Origin of the sequence: Agrobacterium sp. ES01 (assembly GCF_050320885.1) — a bacterium.
Classification (GTDB): Bacteria; Pseudomonadota; Alphaproteobacteria; order Rhizobiales; family Rhizobiaceae; genus Allorhizobium.
On record NZ_JBNQTH010000001.1, the window covers coordinates 162282 to 181699 of the forward strand.

Annotated in this window: 16 protein-coding genes; 13 read left to right on the plus strand and 3 right to left on the minus strand. The window is 59.1% G+C overall.

Going from position 1 to position 19418, the window contains the following annotated elements; all coding sequences use genetic code 11:
- Positions 1-18 precede the first annotated feature (18 nt).
- Positions 19-786 (plus strand): arginyltransferase, encoded by a 768-nt coding sequence (locus ACQQ2Q_RS00860; protein WP_428185128.1) that lies wholly within the window; start codon positions 19-21, stop codon positions 784-786.
- Complete coding sequence (locus tag ACQQ2Q_RS00865) at positions 783-1721, plus strand: DMT family transporter (protein WP_428185129.1); 939 nt, start codon at positions 783-785, stop codon at positions 1719-1721. Before ACQQ2Q_RS00860 ends, ACQQ2Q_RS00865 begins: the two co-directional genes overlap by 4 nt.
- Before the next feature lie 224 nt (positions 1722-1945).
- Here the strand turns inward: ACQQ2Q_RS00865 and parC are convergent, their stop codons facing one another.
- Complete coding sequence (gene parC / locus ACQQ2Q_RS00870) at positions 1946-4222, minus strand: DNA topoisomerase IV subunit A (protein WP_428185130.1); 2277 nt, start codon at positions 4220-4222, stop codon at positions 1946-1948.
- A gap of 203 nt (positions 4223-4425) precedes the next feature.
- Here parC and ACQQ2Q_RS00875 point away from each other — a divergent pair, with 203 nt between their 5' ends.
- From ACQQ2Q_RS00875 to ACQQ2Q_RS00890, 4 genes are all read left to right on the plus strand, one after another.
- Positions 4426-5616, plus strand: coding sequence for a hypothetical protein (locus ACQQ2Q_RS00875; protein WP_428185131.1), 1191 nt, complete (start codon positions 4426-4428; stop codon positions 5614-5616).
- 190 nt (positions 5617-5806) lie between these two features.
- Positions 5807-7216, plus strand: a complete 1410-nt coding sequence (locus ACQQ2Q_RS00880; protein ID WP_428185132.1) for a cytochrome P450 — start codon at positions 5807-5809, stop codon at positions 7214-7216.
- 7 nt (positions 7217-7223) lie between these two features.
- Positions 7224-8228, plus strand: a complete 1005-nt coding sequence (locus ACQQ2Q_RS00885) for a lysophospholipid acyltransferase family protein (protein WP_428185133.1) — start codon at positions 7224-7226, stop codon at positions 8226-8228.
- 748 nt (positions 8229-8976) lie between these two features.
- Entirely contained in the window at positions 8977-9462 is a 486-nt protein-coding gene (locus tag ACQQ2Q_RS00890; protein WP_428185134.1) for a hypothetical protein, read from the plus strand.
- A 438-nt stretch (positions 9463-9900) separates the two neighbouring features.
- Here ACQQ2Q_RS00890 and aspS read toward each other — a convergent pair whose 3' ends face one another.
- Positions 9901-11691, minus strand: a complete 1791-nt coding sequence (gene aspS / locus ACQQ2Q_RS00895) for an aspartate--tRNA ligase (protein ID WP_428185135.1) — start codon at positions 11689-11691, stop codon at positions 9901-9903.
- A gap of 145 nt (positions 11692-11836) precedes the next feature.
- Positions 11837-12451 (minus strand): TetR/AcrR family transcriptional regulator, encoded by a 615-nt coding sequence (locus ACQQ2Q_RS00900; RefSeq protein ID WP_428185136.1) that lies wholly within the window; start codon positions 12449-12451, stop codon positions 11837-11839.
- A 101-nt stretch (positions 12452-12552) separates the two neighbouring features.
- Between ACQQ2Q_RS00900 and ACQQ2Q_RS00905 the strand changes: the two genes are divergently transcribed.
- The 7 genes from ACQQ2Q_RS00905 to ACQQ2Q_RS00935 all read left to right on the plus strand — a co-directional run bounded on the left by ACQQ2Q_RS00905 (position 12553) and on the right by ACQQ2Q_RS00935 (position 19418).
- On the plus strand, positions 12553-12984 hold the full coding sequence (locus ACQQ2Q_RS00905; RefSeq protein ID WP_428185137.1) for an ABA4-like family protein: 432 nt from the start codon (positions 12553-12555) through the stop codon (positions 12982-12984).
- Between the two features lie 3 nt (positions 12985-12987).
- A complete protein-coding gene (locus ACQQ2Q_RS00910; RefSeq protein WP_428185138.1) occupies positions 12988-13827 on the plus strand; it encodes a hypothetical protein in 840 nt (279 codons plus the stop codon).
- Between the two features lie 122 nt (positions 13828-13949).
- The gene (locus ACQQ2Q_RS00915; protein ID WP_428185139.1) at positions 13950-15185 is read left to right on the plus strand and encodes an MFS transporter; all 1236 of its coding nucleotides are present in this window, start codon (positions 13950-13952) and stop codon (positions 15183-15185) included.
- A gap of 87 nt (positions 15186-15272) precedes the next feature.
- Positions 15273-16679, plus strand: a complete 1407-nt coding sequence (locus tag ACQQ2Q_RS00920; protein ID WP_428185140.1) for a multicopper oxidase family protein — start codon at positions 15273-15275, stop codon at positions 16677-16679.
- Between the two features lie 81 nt (positions 16680-16760).
- Positions 16761-17648, plus strand: coding sequence for an MBL fold metallo-hydrolase (locus tag ACQQ2Q_RS00925; RefSeq protein ID WP_428185141.1), 888 nt, complete (start codon positions 16761-16763; stop codon positions 17646-17648).
- Positions 17649-17787: 139 nt separating this feature from the next.
- Positions 17788-18933 (plus strand): ribonuclease D, encoded by a 1146-nt coding sequence (gene rnd / locus ACQQ2Q_RS00930; protein WP_428185142.1) that lies wholly within the window; start codon positions 17788-17790, stop codon positions 18931-18933.
- A gap of 2 nt (positions 18934-18935) precedes the next feature.
- The gene (locus ACQQ2Q_RS00935) at positions 18936-19418 is read left to right on the plus strand and encodes a GNAT family N-acetyltransferase (RefSeq protein WP_428185143.1); all 483 of its coding nucleotides are present in this window, start codon (positions 18936-18938) and stop codon (positions 19416-19418) included.

Genomic DNA, 19418 nt, shown 5'->3' on the forward strand with positions numbered 1-19418 from the left:
GCTAATCGCTGGAGCAAGATGAACACCCAAACGACGCTTTCTCCGCAGTTCTACCTTACGGCGCCAGCGCCTTGTCCGTATCTGCCAGATCAGATGGAACGGAAGGTGTTCACGCATCTGATTGGTCCGCGTGCCGGAGAGATGAATGATCTGCTGACGCAAGGCGGCTTCCGTCGGTCCCAGAATATTGCCTATCGCCCGGCCTGCGAAAGCTGCCGGGCCTGCGTGTCTGTGCGCATCCTCGCCAAGCAGTTCCAGCCAACGAAAACCTTCCGACGCGTGCTTGCAGCCAATAGCGACCTGAGAGCAACCGTCTATCCGGCGCAACCCTCCACGGAACAGTTTTCGCTCTTCCGCCGCTATCTCGATCATCGTCATCAGACCGGCGGCATGTCGGATATGTCGGCGCTGGATTATGCAATCATGGTGGAAGACACCCATGTGCAAACGCGCATCATAGAATACCGCGTGAGACCCGGCGATGACGCGCCGGATAATGACAAGGGCGAACTCGTTGCGGTGGCCCTGAGCGATACCATGATCGACGGGCTGTCGATGGTTTATTCCTTCTTCAATCCGGAACTCACCAAACGCTCTCTCGGAACCTATATGGTTCTTGATCACATCAAGCGGGCCAATACGCTTGGGCTGCCGCATGTCTATCTCGGCTACTGGGTCAGTGGCTCTAAGAAGATGGACTACAAGACACGCTTCCAGCCGCAGGAACACCTGATGCCCAATGGCTGGGAAAACTCCGCTTCGACATCCACAGACGGCGCTGAATGAACAAAGAGCAAGTGAACGGGCGGCTGATTGTCGCCTTCGGCGCATTGGCTTTGTCGTTCGACGTGCCTTTGGTGAAGCTCGGTCAGGCCGAGTTCTGGTCGATGATTGCGCTTCGCAGTTTTGCGACCTTTGCGGTGGCCATTGTCGTCTGGGGGATTGCCAGACTGTTTACCTCCTACCGTCCAGCCTTGATGCCGGGACGTGCTGCTGTGCTTTATGGCTTTTTCTTTGGCCTTGCCATGCTCGGTTTTCTGGCCGCGATCTATCACACCAGTGCCGCCAATGCGGTCTTCATTATCGCCTTCAATCCGACATTCTGTGCCCTGTTGGCCTGGATCGTCTTCAAGGAACGCCCCAGCGTCTCAACCGTCATTGCCATGGCCATCATGGTGTTCGGCGTTCTACTGATTGTCGGTGGCGGGCTGACGGGTGGGCATCTGTTCGGTGATCTTCTTGCCGCCGCAGCCGCGCTTGCGCTTGCCTGCGCGATTACCGCTGGTCGGATGGCAACCAAACCGCTTGGCCTTGCACCTTTGATCGCCGCCATCTTCCCCGGCGTGGTCGGGCTGTTTTTCGTCACGCAAGGCGGCTATGCGGTCAGCAGCCCGGAATGGATCCTGCTGGACGGGTTGATTGTCATGCCGATCGCCTATTGGTGCCTGGCCGTCGGTCCCCGTTATCTGAGCGGCGCAGAAGTGGGCATGTTCTACCTTCTTGAAACTGTGCTGGCGCCTGTCTGGCTGTGGCTCATTTTCAACGATGCGCCCAGCACGATGACGCTGGTTGGCGGCGCTCTGATCATCGCGGCCCTGGCTGGCCATTCGCTCTGGCAGGGGCGCGGCACGAAACCTGCCCTTCTGTCCGACGACCCGCTCCAGCCTGCACCTGCGACTGGCAGCAGCCATGACAGTGGCGACGTCAAAGCGGACAGTTAGTTTTCGGGTTGCCGTCCTCTTGGCCGAAAGCAAGGCCCTGCCAAAGGCTCACCCCACGGCGGCTTTCGCGCAAAGCCGTGGAGACCATGCACGCTGAGCAACGAGAAGAGCACGGCGGCCTTGCCGGTATTACAGATGAACATGCGCTGGAGGCACCCGCGCTCGGCCACTGAGTAAACCGGCCAGGCTTTCTGGCCGATCACACCGTCCAGGCGGGCTGATCGTCAGCCGGAGAACTTGCCCGAGCGCGGGAACCCCTTGGGCACGATGCGGCCCGCGGATGCGCGATCGCCGAGCCACTCGATCAGTTCTTCGCGATTCTTGCTGAACGTCCGCCCGGCGCTGTCTACCCAGGTCAGGCCTTCATCCATGCCGAAGAATTTGACGTCGTTGATGCCGCCATCCTTGTAACGCTGAAGGCGTACGCCCTTGCCTCGGGTCATTTCCGGGATCTGGTCGAGCGGGAAGACCAGCATCTTGCGGTTCTGGCCGACGACCGCAACATGATCGCCCGTGACCGGGACAACCAACTTGGTTTCGTCCGGCATCCCCACATTCATGACCTGCTTGCCCTTGCGGGTATTGGCGATCATGTCCGTTTCGGCAATGATGAAACCATTGCCGGCCGTCGACGACAGCAAAAGCTTGCGCGACGGATCGTGGACGAAGGCCGTCAGCACATCCTGCTCGTTTTCCATATCGACCATGATGCGGATCGGTTCGCCATGGCCACGACCGCCCGGCAGCTTGTCCGCGCCGAGCGTGTAGACCTTGCCACCCGTGGTCACCAACAGGATCTTGTCGGTGGTCTGGGCCGGGAAGGCTACCTTCAGCACATCGCCTTCCTTGAAGGTGAGCGTCGAGGTATCGGAAATATGGCCCTTCAGCGCGCGGATCCAGCCCTTGTCGGAGACAACGACCGTGATCGGCTCCTTTTCGATCATGGCCTGCTGGATGGCTTCGAGATCGGCCTCGGGCGCCATTGCAAATTGCGACCGACGGCGACCGAGATCGGTTGCCTTTGCGTATTTCTTTTTCAGTTCGCCAATCTGCCAGGCGATCGTCTGCCACTGCTTGTCGCTGGAGGCGAGCAGCGTCTCGATTTCGGCCTTTTCGGCAGACAGTGCCTCGTGCTCCTTGCGGATCTCGAATTCCTCGAGCTTGCGCAAATTTCTGAGACGCATGTTGAGGATCGACTCGGCCTGAAGATCGGTCAGCGTAAACCGTTCGATCAGGGCCTGCTTGGCTTCATCTTCCTCGCGGATGATGCGGATGACCTCATCGAGATTGAGGTATGCGATCAGCAGGCCGCCCAGAATTTCCAGACGGCGGTCGATCGCCGCCAGACGGAAGCGCGAGCGGCGGACCAGAACGTCGCGACGGTGACCGAGCCATTCCGACAATACCTCGTTCAGCGCCATCACCTTTGGCACCTTGCCCTGCGACAGCACGTTCATGTTGAGCGAGATACGCGTTTCGAGCTCGGTGAGCTTGAACATGGATTCCATCAACAGCGTGGCATCGACCGTACGGCTCTTCGGCACCAGAACGACGCGCACGTCTTCCGCCGATTCGTCGCGAATGTCTTCCAGCAACGGCAGTCTGCGGGCGATCAGCAGTTCGGCAATCTTTTCGATCAGACGCGACTTCTGCACCTGATAGGGAATTTCGGTGATGACGATCTGGTAGCCGCCGCGGCCCAGATCTTCCAGTTCCCACTTGGCGCGCACGCGGAAGCCGCCGCGACCGGTGCGATAGGTCTCCAGCATGCTGTCGCGGCCTTCGACGATCACGCCGCCGGTCGGGAAGTCAGGGCCTTCGATGCCGCCCTTTTGTGGATTGGAAGGATCGAAGAACAGGTCTTCGACCGTGGCTTGCGGATTTTTGATGAGATAAAGCGCGGAATCGCAGATCTCGTGGACATTGTGCGGCGGAATGGAGGTCGCCATGCCGACTGCGATGCCGGATGAGCCATTGGCCAGCAGGTTCGGGAAGGCGCCCGGCAAAACGACCGGTTCCTCGTCTTCCTCGTTATAGGTCAGGCGGAAGTCGACCGCGTCCTGATCGATACCGTCGAGCAGCAAGGCTGCGACATCGGTCATGCGCGCTTCGGTGTAACGATAGGCAGCAGCGCTATCGCCGTCGATGTTGCCAAAGTTGCCCTGCCCGTCGACCACCGGATAACGTTGCGAGAAATCCTGCGCCAGACGCACCAGCGCGTCATAGACGGACTGGTCGCCATGCGGGTGGAACTTACCGATCACGTCGCCGACGATACGCGCGCATTTCTTGTGCGCGGTATTGGGACGGACCCCCATCTCGCTCATGGCATGAATGATACGGCGGTGAACCGGCTTCAGGCCATCGCGCACATCGGGCAAGGCCCGGTGCATGATGGTGGAAAGCGCATAGGCGAGGTAGCGCTCTTCGAGCGCCGCCTTCAGGTCGACCGGCTGAATGTTGTCGCCACCGTCACCGGGTGGCAGAAGCTCTTTTCCCATAGAGCCTGCCTAGCCGAGAAGCCGCCCGACGGCAAGGAAATGCGGGCAGTGTACTGTGGATTATCCACCTCCATGCCTCGGTCTGACCGTATTCGCGTTGCACGAGCATGAATCACGCGAAGACTTTGAAAGTCATTCAAACGCTCATATACAGGCAAGACAGTGAACGCGCGACGCAGTGCGAGCGAAACCGAGGAGAGATCATGACCCACCTGACGAGAGCCCGCTTGCTGATGGCCAGCGCCGCATTTGCATCATTTGCCGCCCCTGCCTGGGCACTCGACGGGCAGGATCTTCTGGCCAAGATCAACGCAGCCTATGCCGCTGGCGGTCAAATCAAGGCACAATCCATCGACGTTTCGGGAGACGACGTGACGCTCACAGGCGTGACCTTCTCGCCCAAGGGCGTGGATGACAAGGGCATCAAGCTCGACGAACTGACGCTCGAGGGTGTCACGGAAGACGACGATGGCGGTTACAGCATCGATACCGTGACCTTTCCCGAGATCAACAGGAAAGAAGACAAGGCCACCATCAAGGTGTCCGACCTTTATCTTTCCGGCGTCCACGTTCCGGGCGATCCGAATTCTGGCGATATCAATGCCCTGGCGCTTTACGAAGAAGCCCATGCCGGTCCGGCCACTGTGACTGTCGACGGCAAGACGGTTTTTTCCATGGAAGAAGCCCAGGGCACGCTCGATGTCGCCGATGATGAGCAGTCCATGTCCTTCAACGGCGGGATGACCGGCATCAAGGGTGATCTGAGCATCGTCAAGGATCCGAAGGCCCGCGACGCGCTGAGCAAGCTCGGTATCGTGACGCTCGATGGCGACATCTCGGTGAAGGGTTCATGGGAACTGCCCACCGGCACCATCAAAGTCGACGAATATGCGCTCGATTTTGCCAATATCGGCAAGCTCGACCTGGGCTTCACGCTGTCGGGCTATACGCTCGATCTGGTGAAGCAATTGCAGGAAACGGCACGCACCATGCAGTCCGATCCGAAAAATCCGCAGGCGCAGCAGGCAAGCGGACTGGCAATGCTCGGCCTGATGCAGCAGATGTCCTTCGTCAATGCGAAGATCAGTTTCGATGACGACGGCATTACCAAGCGCGGGCTGGATTATGCCGGCGAGCAGCAGGGCACGAGCGGCACGCAGATCGCGCAGATGGTCAAGGCCATGGCACCCATACTGCTGGCACAATGGAAACTCGGCGCCTTGCAGAATGAACTGTCCGCAGCGATCAACACCTATGTTGACGATCCCAAGAACCTTGTGATCACCGCCGCACCGGAAAGCCCCGTTCCCTTCCCGATGATCATGGGGGCCGGCATGGGCGCGCCGGAAACATTGCCACAGGTGCTGGGCGTCAGCGTCAAGGCAAACCAGTAAACGGCAAAGCCTGTCAGGTCTGCGATCATCAAGGCGGGATGCGCGACACAGTTGCGCATCCTTGCCGTCCCCGGCTTGCGAATTGCCTCATTCGCTGAGACTGCCGCAGTCTAATTTGCCCCTTCCGGGTTGACGCCCGCCGACGGGTCGCTAAACCCGTTGCAGTTGAAGGTTCAAAAGCGGGTAATTCATGCTGTCCTGGCTCAATCGGCCTGTCGCGATCAAAGAGAACTTGAAGGGGCAGTCTTTCGAGCCTGCACATGCCGACTTTTACAAGGGCGAGACCGGCAAACCGCTCAAACTGATCTTGCAGGCGCGCACCGACTTTCTCTCGGTCTGGCGCAAGAAAGACTATACCGAGCATGTTCGCGAGAACCGCATTCTCGGCAGACAGGTCGTCACCGTGAATTCGCCGGAAGCCATCCGCTATGTGGTGGCCAAGCGTCATCAGAATTTCGAGCGCAAGAGCCCGCAAATGCGGCGTGCGCTTGAATATCTGCTGGGCGACGGGCTGTTCATTTCCGACGGCCACACCTGGAAGCAGCGGCGCTCGCTGGTTGCCGATATCGTGCACAAGAACCGGGTGCCGGCCTTCGGTCCGGTGATGCAGCAGACGACGCTGGAACTGATCGAGCGCTGGGATTCGCTTGGCGACGGTGCCGCGGTCAATGTTCTGCACGAGATGGCCGGGCTGACAGCCGAAATCATTGCCCGCAGCGTGTTCGGCAATGATCTCGGCAAGGAGAGCGCCGATGCCGTCACCGACAGTTTCAGCAGCTATCAGTCGCTGATCGATTCGATCAATCTCGGCTATTTCCTCGGATTCGACGAAGGGCTTCCGGTCTTGCGAACACCAACGCTCAGGCGTTCGGTCAAGCGCATCCACAAGATCATCGACAAGGTGGTCGAGGATCATCTGGCCGGTCATGGCGACCATAATTCCATGATCGAGCTTCTGGTGCGTCGCCAGCAGAAGAACCCGGAACTGAAGCTCGATGTTGTGGCCTTGCGCAACGAAGCGGCCACGATCTTCATGGCCGGCCACGAAACGACAGCCGCCACGCTGACATGGGCCTGGTATCTGCTCTCCAAGGCGACCTGGGTCGAAGCCAGGCTGCATGAGGAGATCGAGCGCGTCTGCGGCGATCGCACGCCAACCGTCGATGACGTGCCGCAGCTGGAATGGTGCCGCGCCATCATCGAGGAAACACTGCGGCTCTATCCGCCCGTGCCGATCCTGGCGCGCCAGGCTGCCGAAGCCGACAGGATCGGAGACCTTGAGGTCAAACCGGCCTCGCTGGTTCTGATCGTGCCGTGGATCCTGCATCGCACGGCGAGCCTCTTTCCAAAACCGCATCATTTCATGCCGGAGCGCTTCATGGGCGACAATCGGCCGGTTCCCTATAGCTACATCCCCTTTGCGGCTGGCCCGCGTGTCTGCGCCGGTCTGCAATTCGGGCTGACCGAATCGATCCTGTGCCTTGCCATTCTTGCGCAGCGTTATCGTGTTCGGGTGCGCGAGGGGCACAAGGTGGAACCGCATTGCCGCCTGACGCTGAGGCCGAAGGACGGCCTTCCCGTCACGCTGCACAAACGCTGAGGACGTCATGGTTTCGGGAGGAGACAAGAAGACGGTCGAGGCATCCAAGCGCAAGGCCTGGCGCTATGAAGAGCAGGTGGCCCCTGCCCTGTCCGATCTCATGGCCGGCGGCGACAGGCGCAAGCGTTTCATCCGCTACTGGATCCACGACAATTTCTGGAACGGCATGCATTTTGCCGGCCATTACGGCATGAAGCTCATGCCGATGGATAGCTGTTCGAATTTCGGCGCATGGCTCGGCGGCTTTGCCATTCCGCGCTTCCATCCGTCTGCGGAAAAGCGCACCCGCGCCACCATCGCCAAACTCTGCCCGCATCTGTCGAAAGACGAGCAGGAACAACTGCTGAAGACCAATTTCGAGACGCAGGGGCGGCTGATGACGGAATTTTCCGTGGTCAACCGGCTGGCAAAACATCGCCAGCGCATCGACATCCGCGACCGGCACTATCTGATGGAATCGCTTGCAAAAGGTCCCGTCATCATCGTCGGCATGCATCTGGGCAATTGGGAGATCGGCCCCTCGGTGCTGCGCGATATCGGCCTTCGCCCCTATGCCAATTACACGCCGCCGCCCGGCCGCGCCAAGGCGTGGATTTCGGAGCGCGTGCGGCGCAAGGGCGGCCTCAACTTCCTGCCGCCCGGGGCGCAGGGCATTCGCCCTGCCGTGAAGGTGCTGAAGGAGGGTGGCGTGATCTCGATGTTTTGCGACGAGGGGTTCCAGAACAAGATCCGCGGACCGCTGTTCGGGCGCAAACCGCATCTGGAAGGCAATCTCGCCGTTGCCGTGCGCCTTGCCCGCATGACCGGCGCCACCATCCAGCCCTGGTACAACCTGCGCACCGACGGCTTCCGCTTCATCTGCCAGTTTCTCGAACCGATCGCCTTGGAGGCGGAAGACAAGCCGGGGGCGCGGTTGCTCGATGATATCCAACGCCTCAACGATGCCATCGAGCCGGTGGTCAGGGCCAATCTGGGGCAATGGTTCTTTTTGGATAATGCTCTGCCGAAGTGATCCCATCACCTGCAATTTCTGGCACTTAGCTCAAGCTAAGATGCTGAAATTGCGGTCTTAGCGCCAGCTAAGTCGCAGATTTGTTGGTGAGGGGAGTGAGTAGAATTTTCACTTGTGGGCCTGGAGCATCTCATGGGCGGCAATGCCCAATAGACCTGTCAATTTAGATCAATCGCCTTAAACTAAAAACAGCATTTCCCACCACACTCGACCCGATAAAGGGGCTGACATGTGGTAGAAAATATTCGCGATAGTCCAAGTTGCAGCAACCTTTTTCGGAACAATGCTTTTGCGATCAAAAGACAGCGGGTGATGTCTCTCATTCATTTTTACGTTGGCTTCAGCTCTGCAGTGTTGTTCTATCTCTACGCATTCAACAAACCGCTTCTCGCTGGTCGTGGTACAAAAAATTTTCTTCTATTTGTATATCGCCTACCTTGTTTTTACCGATTTGAATTGGCTTTGGAGTCTTCAGCCAAAAATCAGCCGTGGCGAAACCTCTTTATTGGCAGCGACTGGTGCGACTCTATTCATAACTACCATCAACATTTTCGAGTTGTTGGCGATGTGGCGATACAGTCGGGGCGAAACACAGCACGTTAGACCCGCTATCCCGGCATAAATTGTTCGCTGCTGTACTTGTCTCGAATTTACGTGCAGCTGGCGGCAGCTACGGATTGGTTCGGCGGTTGCCCAGCATTGCTCGCAAAGGCGAGCTGATATTAGTGCCACTACGCGGAGAAATCCTATGAAGGAAGTTAAAAAGAAGCCCTATAGGCTGGGAAGTCGAAGTTGCTTCGGAGGGTTGTTGCCCGTGGCGTTTCTTGCTGCAACCTATGCTTATCTACACCTCGTGCACATCGATATTCCTGCTGGCTTCAACGAGTGCCTGATTGTCAATCGAAACCTCACCTATTCCGCTCTCGTATCCATCAAGCTCTCACTATACCTCATCCTAATGGCGACGGTATTTGAGGTCATGCTCGCCATATACACCTCGGTCGCCAGCGTCCTAGCCTTGGGCCTAGCAAATCTGTTAGTTCTCTACCCAGCCTTTGACGAGGTGCAACCAGCTCTGACTGCCCCATTTGAGCTTGAGCTCTTGTGTCAATCGATGAGCGGCGCAGTCGGAACCATCACCTATTTTATCATCCTATCAGTGGTATCTAGCATTTGTAGCGCTTTCTTATTGCTTTTGTGGGCGACCGCGAGAAGAAAAGATGAAAAAGGCTAAGTTGCTGCGGGACTGAATTCCCCTCCGCCTCTTCTGGATAATGCTCTGCCGAAGTGACCCCCTCACCTGCAATTTCTAGCACTTAGCCAAAGCTAAGATGCTGAAATTGCGTCCTCTCCCACCCAGGGAGAGGAACCGGAGGCAAGCCTGCTGCCCATCCTCTCCCCTTGTGGGAGAGGACACAAAATCGCAGTCTTAGCGCCAGCTAAGTCGCAGATTTTGTTGGTGAGGGGGTGGAAGACCAACATCACACAATGACGCGAGGTCGAGAAAGAACTCCGAAAACTCCTCTGAAGCCAGCGCTCTATAGCTGATGCACTGCTTTTTCGTTCCCACTCACAAATGGGAAGGCTTCCTCACGCCCCCATCCCCCCAACAAAAAAGCCCCGGAAACCATCGCTTCCGGGGCTCTCCAATCTCATCGTTTCCTGACCCGCGTCAGTCCTTCTTCTGCTGCGGCACAACGCGCAGTTCCAGTTCGCGCAGCTGCGCGGGCTGGGCCGGCGAAGGCGCCCCCATCAGCAGGTCCTGGGCCTGCTGGTTCATCGGGAAGAGCGTGATTTCGCGCAGGTTCTTGGCGCCGACCAGAAGCATGATCACACGGTCGATACCGAAGGCGCAGCCGCCATGCGGAGGCGCACCATACTGGAAGGCGCGATACATGCCGCCGAAGCGCTCTTCGACATCCGCCTGGCTCAGACCGACCAGTTCGAAGGCCTTGACCATGGTCTCGGGCGACTGGTTACGGATGGAGCCGGAGGCGATTTCGAAGCCGTTGCAGACCGCATCATACTGATAGGCCTTGATGGTGAGCGGATCTTCGTTGACCAGCGCATCCATGCCACCCTGCGGCATGGAGAAGGGGTTGTGCGAGAAGTCGACCTTCTTTTCGTCTTCGTTCCACTCGTAGAAGGGGAAGTCGATGATCCAGCAGAATTCGAAGCGGTCGCGGTCGACGAGGTTGAGTTCCTCGCCGGCGCGGGTGCGGGCTTCGCCTGCAAACTTGTAGAACTTGGATGGCTCACCGGCGACGAAGAAGCAGGCATCGCCCGCTTCAAGGCCGAGCTGGGCTGCAATGGCTGCGGTGCGCTCTTCACCGATATTCTTGGCAAGCGGGCCGGAGCCGACGGTGTTGCCGTCCTCTTCCTTCCAGAAGATATAGCCGAGACCCGGCTGGCCCTGTTGCTGGGCCCAGGCGTTCATGCGGTCGCAGAAGGCTCTGGAGCCGCCGGTCTTGGCCGGGATTGCCCAGATTTCGACCTTGGGGTTCTTCTCGATCATGCCGGCGAAGACCTTGAAGCCGGAACCGGCAAAATGGTCGGTGACGCCTTCCATGACGATCGGGTTGCGCAGATCCGGCTTGTCGGTCCCGTATTTGCGGATCGCTTCGTCGTAAGGGATACGCGGCCAGACCTTGGTGACCGGCTTTCCTTCGGCGAATTGTTCGAAGACCGACGTCATCATCGGCTCCATCGTGTTCCAGACATCTTCCTGGGTAACGAAGCTCATTTCGACGTCGAGCTGGTAGAATTCGCCCGGCAGACGGTCGGCGCGCGGGTCTTCATCGCGGAAGCAGGGCGCGATCTGGAAGTAGCGGTCGAAACCGGCCACCATCAACAGCTGCTTGTATTGCTGCGGTGCCTGCGGCAGCGCGAAGAACTTGCCCGGATGGACGCGGCTTGGCACGAGGAAGTCGCGCGCGCCTTCCGGCGAAGACGCCGTCAGGATCGGCGTGGAATATTCCGGGAAGCCGGCAGCGGCCATGCCCGAACGCATGGACGAGATGATCTGGGTGCGCTTGACAATGTTCTTGTGCAGCGTTTCGCGGCGCAGATCGAGGAAGCGGTATTTCAGGCGAACGTCTTCCGGATAGTCCGGCTCGCCGAAGACCGGCAGCGGCAATTCCTTGGCAGACGACAGGACTTCGATTTCCTGCGCGTAAAGCTCGATCTCGCCGGTCGGCATGTTCTTGTTGACGGTGTCGTCGGAGCGGGCCTTGACCAGGCCGTCGATGCGGATGACCCATTCGCCGCGAACGGTTTCGGCCAGCTTGAAGGCCGGGCTGTCGGGGTCGGCCACCACCTGGGTTACGCCATAATGGTCGCGAAGGTCGATGAACAATACACCGCCATGGTCGCGGACGCGATGAACCCAGCCAGACAGGCGGACGGTGGAACCGACATCGGATTTACGAAGGGCGGCGCAGGTGTGGCTGCGATAAGGGTGCATGGTTTGATCCTGCATATTCTTGGGTGTCATCCGCAACGGCGGATTCTCGGGCGTTTTAAATCGCGCGGACAAGCGCATGGCACGCCGGATTTGTCAAGGCTCGCGCCCCAATCCGATCCCCCTGCCCCCCGTTTTAGCCGGGCTTTCAGCCCTTCCCGTCAGCGGGCAGCAGCAGTCCCGCCAGATCGAAGGGCGGGGCAAGCGTGGTGCCGGAGACTTCGGCATCGGCCTCGATTTTCTGGTCGATCACCAGATGGGCATATCCATGGATCTGCGACCAAACCAGATGTTCGACCGACAGCCGCCCTTGCGGTGTATCCAAGCCCATCCGCGCGGCAGCCGGCTTGCAGATATCGGCCAGCAACTGACGGGAGGGCTCTGCAGCCTCGCCCAGTTTGGGATCATCCCAGTCGAGACTGTTCTTGTTGAACATCAGCCGGAACAGATTGGGATGCGAGACGGCGAAATCCAGATAGCCCTTGCATGCCCCGCGCAACTGATCGGCAGCATTGTCGTCACTGCTTTGCATCGCATCGAGCATGGATGTTCGAAACAGGATGAAGCCTTCGCTCGCCAAGGCATTCAACAGGTGCCGCAAGGTGGGGAAATGATGCTCCGGGGCGGCATGGGACACGCCGACGCGGGCTGCGATCTTGCGCAGGGACATGCCTTCCAGTCCCACTTCCTCCAGCATGGTCAGGCCGGTCTCGACCAGTGCCTTTCTCAGATCGCCGTGATGATATGCTTTTTGACGTGCCATGCCCCTTCATAGTCTGGAGCGGGGAATGCTGTCAAAAGGCAATCTTGACACTGACAAGTTTTGCGCTAAGGTTATCTTGTCACTGTCAAGATGAGGTTCCGATGTCCTTCGATACGGTGTTTTCCGCGGCGAGCATGCTCGCCCTGTATGGCTGGGTGGCGCTTGTGGTGCTGCCACGCTGGCCCGCGCTGATCGCTTTCCTGCGTTATGGCGCGGTCGGCCTTCTCGCCGTCACCTATGCCGCGCTCATATTCACGCACTTCTTCCGCATCGATGGTGGAGGCTTTGGATCGATTGCAGAGGTTCGCGCACTGTTTTCCAACGACGCGGTGCTGGTGGCCGGCTGGATACACTATCTGGCCTTCGATCTCTTCATCGGAACCTGGATCGCGCTGGAAGCCGACAAGCTCGGCATCAACCGCGTCCTGCAGGCACCGATACTTCTTGCAACCTTCCTGTTCGGCCCCCTGGGTCTTTTGATCTTCGTTATCACCCGCGCCACCGATAGGGCGCTCACACAGAGAAAGGCCTGAGCCATGAGCCTGACCACTGCGCCCGTGCCTGGCCAAGCCTGGGCCTTCCGCTGCGACGTTTCCAGCGCGCACAACCTCCTGATTGCAGCCATCGGCATTCAGCTGGCGTTGATGTTGCCGAGCCTTGCCGCCGTGGTGGTGGACGACAGATTGCTGAACGGCGTCAGCGTGTGGAGCAAACCGCTGAAGTTTCAGGCCTCGCTGATCATGATGCTGGGCACGCTTGCCATCCTGCTTCCCCTCATCGAGAGCGCGGCGAAAAACGGCTGGGGCGTCTGGATTGCCTGCCTGGTGGCCGCAATGACTGCAAGCGGCGAGATCCTCTACATCACGCTTCAAGCCGCGCGGGGCCGTGCCTCGCATTTCAATTCAGAAACCCCGATCGAGGCACTGGCCTATGGACTAATGGGCATCGGGGCCGCCTTGCTGGTGCTGTCCAGCCTTGCGATCGGCCTCTACCTGCTGATGCGGCCGGCAGCGGATGCCCCGCGCGGATTGCAGCTTGGCGGCGGCTGGGGTCTGGTGCTTGGCAGCATCCTGACGCTCGTCACGGCCTTTGCGCTTGGCAGCGGCCGCATCGGCGGTCCGGGCCATTGGGTCGGCGGGGTGCACAGCGATGCTGACGGGCTCTTTCTGTTCGGCTGGTCGCGCAGCGGCGGCGATCTCAGGGTGGCGCATTTCTTTGCCACCCATATCATGCAGGCCCTGCCGATCCTCGGAGTATTGCTTGGCGCCATTGCGCCGCGCCTGCTGATCCCCGGATTGCTTGCCGGCAGCGTGTTCAGCATCGCCGTCGTCGTCGGCACCTTCGTTCAGGCGATCATGGGGCGCCCCTTCCTTTGAACCGGATCGACAAGATGACATCGGCCCGGGAGATGATGACATTCCGGCGAGACAACCGGCACCGATTCCGGTTATAGACGGTGACCGTGCGCCGCGGGCGCTGAACATCTGCAAAGCATGCCATGTCACCGCTTCGATCACTCATTCCCCTTCTTCTGACTGCCGGCATTCTGATCGGTGGCAACGGGCTTCAGGGCACCTTCATCTCCCTGCGTGCGCTTCAGGAGGGCTTTTCACCCTCGATAATCGGCGTCATCGGCACCGGCTACAATATCGGCTTTGCCATTGGCTGCATCTATGTGACCCGGGTAATCCGCTCTATCGGACATATCCGGGCTTTTTCGGCTCTGGCTGCAATTGCAGCGTCCGGCTCGATCATGATGCTGCTCTTCATCACGCCTGCGGCGTGGTTCTCCATGCGTCTGGTGCAGGGCATATGCTTTGCCGGATTGTTTGCCACGGTGGAAAGCTGGCTCAATGCCAAGGTGGATAACGGAACCCGTGCCCGCACGCTGTCGGTCTATCGTTTCGTCGATCTTGGCGCGGTCACATTGGCTCAATTCGTGATCCCGGCGGTCGGCATCGACGGGTTCCAGCTGTTTGCGATCATTACCATCGCCTTGACCCTGTCGCTGGTGCCGATTTCGCTCACCGACCGTTCCAGCCCTGAGGCACCGGAGCAGGTGAATTTCAATCTGGGCATCCTGTGGCGGGTGTCGCCGCTGGCCACTATCGGCTGCGTGGTGGTCGGGCTTACCAATTCCAGCTTCCGTTCGCTGGGGCCGATCTATGCCGATGGCATCGGCATGTCGGTCGCCTCGATTGCCACCTTCATGAGCGTCGGCATCTTTGCCGGCGTGGTGCTGCAATATCCGCTCGGCCACTATTCCGACAAGCTCGACCGGCGCCTGATCATTCTGGCGGCCACATTCGGTTCGCTGGTGGCCAGTCTGTTTCTGGCCTTTGTCGCCGGGTCCAACATCTGGCTGAACTATGTGGGCATCTTCGCCTTTGGCGCCTTTGCCATGCCGCTCTATTCGCTCTGTTCGGCCCATGCCAATGACCATGCAGCCCCCGGACAACACGCGCTGATCTCGGCGGCCACCTTGTTCTACTGGTCGGCGGGCGCCGTCATCGGCCCTCTGTTCGCCTCCATCATGATCGATCACTTCGGGCCGCAGGCACTGTTTGTCTACACGGTCGTCGTGCTGGCCGGCTTCATGGCCTACACACTTCTTAGAATGCGCGTTCGCGAGGGCGTTCCGGTGGAAGAAAGGCGCATGCGCTTCCGCTCGCTTCTGCGCACTTCCGCCTTCTTTGCCAAGCTCGCCCGCCCACCAAACACCAAGACGAAGTGACAGTCCGTGCGGCAAACTGGCCGACCTCCCCATATTGATGAGCGCGACGATCAGGTTTAAAGCTGGCCAAAACGCATGGAGGCGCAGTTGCCGAAAATCTCCCGCCGCACATTGTTGAAATCGGCTGCCGTTGTCGGCGCCTATGGCGCAGGCGTCGGTCTGGCCGGACGTTTCGGAATGGCAAAGGCTGCCGCACACCCGATTACCCTGGAAGCCGTCAAGCGTGACGCCGTGATCGTCGGGAACGAGGCGACGCACAGCGTTTTGACCTACGAGTCTGCTGGTCTCAACGTCGGCCCCATGCCGCCACTGTTGCGCTTGACGCGCGGCGAGCCTTTTGCGGCCCAGTTGAAGAACAGCATCGATGAGCCAACCACCATTCACTGGCACGGATTGCGCATTCCCAACGCGATGGATGGCGTGCCGTTTCTGACGCAGCCTTACGTCTATACCGGCGACACCTTCGATTATGCCTTCACGCCACCGGATGCCGGCACCTTCTGGTATCACCCCCATTGCAATACGCTGACCCAGATGGGCCATGGCATGACCGGCGTGCTTGTGGTCGAGGATCCGGATGACCCGGTCTTCGATGCCGAGATCGTGCTCAACCTGCGCGACTGGCGGCTGGGTGGCGATGGCCAGTTCATCGCCCAGTTCAAGCCGCGCGACGCGGCCAAGAGCGGGACTTATGGCACTGTGCGCACCGCCAACTGGGCGGTAGAGCCGACCCATGATGCCCCGGCCGGCGGACTGGTGCGCTTGCGGCTTGCCGTCACCGATGTGACGCGCATCTACACTCTAAAACTTGTAGGTGCCGATGCGCTGATCATGGCGATTGACGGCCAGCCTCTTCCCGTTGGAGAGCCGCTCGACACGGCGGTCATTTCGCCCGGGCAGCGCCTGGACCTGATCATCCGCATGCCCGACGATGAAGGCGCTATCGTCAAGCTGGAAGATATCAGACCGTCCACCCCAAAGGTCGTCGCCAATTTCCGTGCCGTGGGCACGTCCCTCAAGCGCAATCTGGGCGATGCCCCGACATTCCGCCCCAATGCCCCGGTCGAGGCCGATTTCAGTACCGCGACCGCCATTCCGCTGGTTTTGAGCGCAACAGCTGAAAACGCGGCCAAAGAGAGCTTTTGCGGTTCGCTCGGTTATTCCTTCTGGGCGATCAACAAGGTGCCATGGCCGGGCGACAGCGATGACCCGACCGCCCCGCTTGCCGAACTCAAGCTTGGCCAGACCTATCTCCTCAATATGGAGAATGTCACACCGCATGCGCATCCAATCCATCTGCATGGCATGAACTTCCAGGTGGTATCGTCGAGCAACGGGCCGGTCGCGCCACTCGTATCCGACACCTATCTCATCATGCCGGACGAAAAGGTTCAGCTTGCGCTGGTGGCGGACAATCTGGGCGACTGGGTCTTTCACTGCCACATCATCGAGCACCAAAAGACGGGCATGACCGGTTACTTCCGGGTCATCTGACAGTCCGTCGTCTGCCCCGCCGTTGACAGACGCGGTCTCGTCACCACTGATGTTGTGGCATGACGAACCGAGGCAGCTGATATGACAGATCTTTCCGAAACGATGCGCATCTTCGAACCATTCGCCGGGCTCTTTGCCTATTACGATGGACGCATTGCCGGAAAGAGGCTGCATTCGCAGGACGACAACTGGCTGGATGATGGCGCCTATTCGCTCGGCATTGCCACTTACGCGCTGGTCTTTGCCCAGGAAGCCATCGTCTACGACACCCATATGTCGCTCGACCATGCACGGGCCATTCGGCGCCATCTGGAAAGCATCGGCGTCAGTTCCATCCGCGTCGTTCTCAGCCACTGGCACTCCGACCATGTGGCCGGCAACGAAGTGTTTGCCGATTGCGAGATCATTGCGCTTGAGGCAACCGCGAAAGCGCTGGAAGACAATCGCCTGGAACTCGAGACCAGGGGACCGCCCATATCGCCGGTCGTCATGCCGACGCGCGTCTTTACCGAACGCCTCGCTTTCGACTTTGGCCACAGAAGTGTGGAATTGCTGCACTTCGATATCCACAGCGCCGATGGCTGCGTGTTGTGGCTACCGGATGAGGGCATTCTGCTGGCCGGTGACACGCTCGAGGATACCATCACCTATATCGCCGAGCCTGAACATCTAAAGACCCATATCCGCGAACTCACGCGATTGGCGGAATTGCCGATCAAGCACATATTGCCTGACCATGGCGCGCCGGAAATCATTGCCGCAGGGGGATATGACACCGGGTTGATCGAGGCCAATCGCTCCTATCTGCTCCGTCTCATCGAACATCTCGATGATCCTTCCATCGACGCCCTGCCTTTGAACGCTTTCGTGGCCGAGGATATCGCCGACGGGCGCATCCGCTATTTCGCAGCCTATGAAAAGGTGCATCGCGGAAATATCGCAGCATTGCGCGATCTGAAACGTTTCTGAACGCAAAAATTGTCTGAAAGGTGCAAAAACAGGGCATTCCCTGCACGCACGGCGGGAAAGCCGGCCCGTCGTATTGACATCAGCTGCCGAAAGGGAAAGGAAGATCGTCAATATATAAAACTTCACTTATCGAGACGATATGATCGAGACCACTGCTGAACTCGAGCACGCCTGCCGCGAACTCGCAAAATCCGACTTCATCACCATCGACACCGAGTTTCTTCGAGAGTCGACTTTCTGGCCTGAGCTCTGCCTGATCCAGATGGCGAGCCCCGATGTCGAGGTTATCGTCGACCCGTTGGCGAAGGGCATCGACCTTAAGTCCTTCTTCGCTCTGATGGCCGATAGTTCCGTGGTCAAGGTGTTCCACGCCGCGCGTCAGGACATCGAGATCATATTCCATCTCGGCGACCTCATTCCGCATCCGATCTTCGATACGCAGGTTGCCGCCATGGTGTGCGGCTTTGGCGACAGTGTGTCCTATGACCAGCTGGTGCAGCGGGTCAAAGGCGAACATATCGACAAAACATCGCGCTTCACCGACTGGAGCCGACGCCCGCTGACCGAAAAGCAGCTCGACTATGCGCTGGCGGACGTTACCCATCTGCGCGACGTCTATTTCAAGCTCAAGGAAGAGCTGGAGCGTGAAGGCCGGGCCAGCTGGCTGACCGAAGAGATGGCGGTTCTCGAATCGCGTGAAACCTATGATCTGGCGCCGGAAAACGCCTGGCAGCGCCTGAAGATGCGGCTGCGCAAGCCGCAGGAACTCGCCGTCGTGCGCGAAGTGGCAGCGTGGCGCGAACGCGAAGCCAGGCACCGCAATGTACCGCGTGGTCGGGTCATCAAGGATGATGCGATCTATGAGATCGCACAGCAGCAACCGAAAGATACCGAAGCGCTCGGCCGTCTTCGCACCATCCCCAAGGGCTGGGAACGCTCCAGCGCCGGTACCGCGATTATCGAGGCTGTGAAGACGGCGCTGGCCATTCCCAAGGCCGAGATGCCGCATCTGCCACGTCAGAGCCACGTGTCGGATGGCGCAGCTTCTGCGGTTGAACTGCTGAAGGTGCTGTTGCGTATGATTTCGGAAAAGCATGGTGTTGCGGCCAAGATGATCGCCAACAGCGACGATCTCGACAAGATTGCAACCGACGGTGAGAACGCACAGGTGCAGGCGATGCAGGGCTGGCGGCGTGAATTGTTCGGCAATCCCGCCTTGAAATTGATCGGCGGCGGCATTGCCCTTCGTTTCGCCGACAAGCGAGTGGAAATGGTGGAACTCTGATCATGCCGGCCGGCATGGTGAGACGCGCAACGCCCGACGATATCCCCTTCATCATGGCAACCGAGCGCATGCCCGGCTATGAGAAAACAGTTGGCCGTTTCGAAGAAGCCACCCATCTGCGCCAGATCGATGACCCGACTTTCCTCTATCTCGTCGGCGCCGATCTTGGCTTTGCAATCTTCACAGACCTCGACGATCATTTTGGCAATGCCTGCCTGCGACGCTTCGCGGTCACGGCACCGGCCAAGGGATATGGCTCTCGCCTGCTTCCCATCGTTCTTGACCACGCTTTCAAAGAACATGACACGATCCATCGGATCTGGCTTCGCCTGGTTGCCGGCAACAAGGCTGCTATAGCACTCTACGAAAAGACGGGCTTTGTTCACGAAGGCGTTCAGCGGCAGGCTGGCACAAAGCCCGGCATTGGACGGTTCGACTTTGTGCAGATGTCTATCCTGCGCCCCGAATGGCAAGCTGGAGCATAA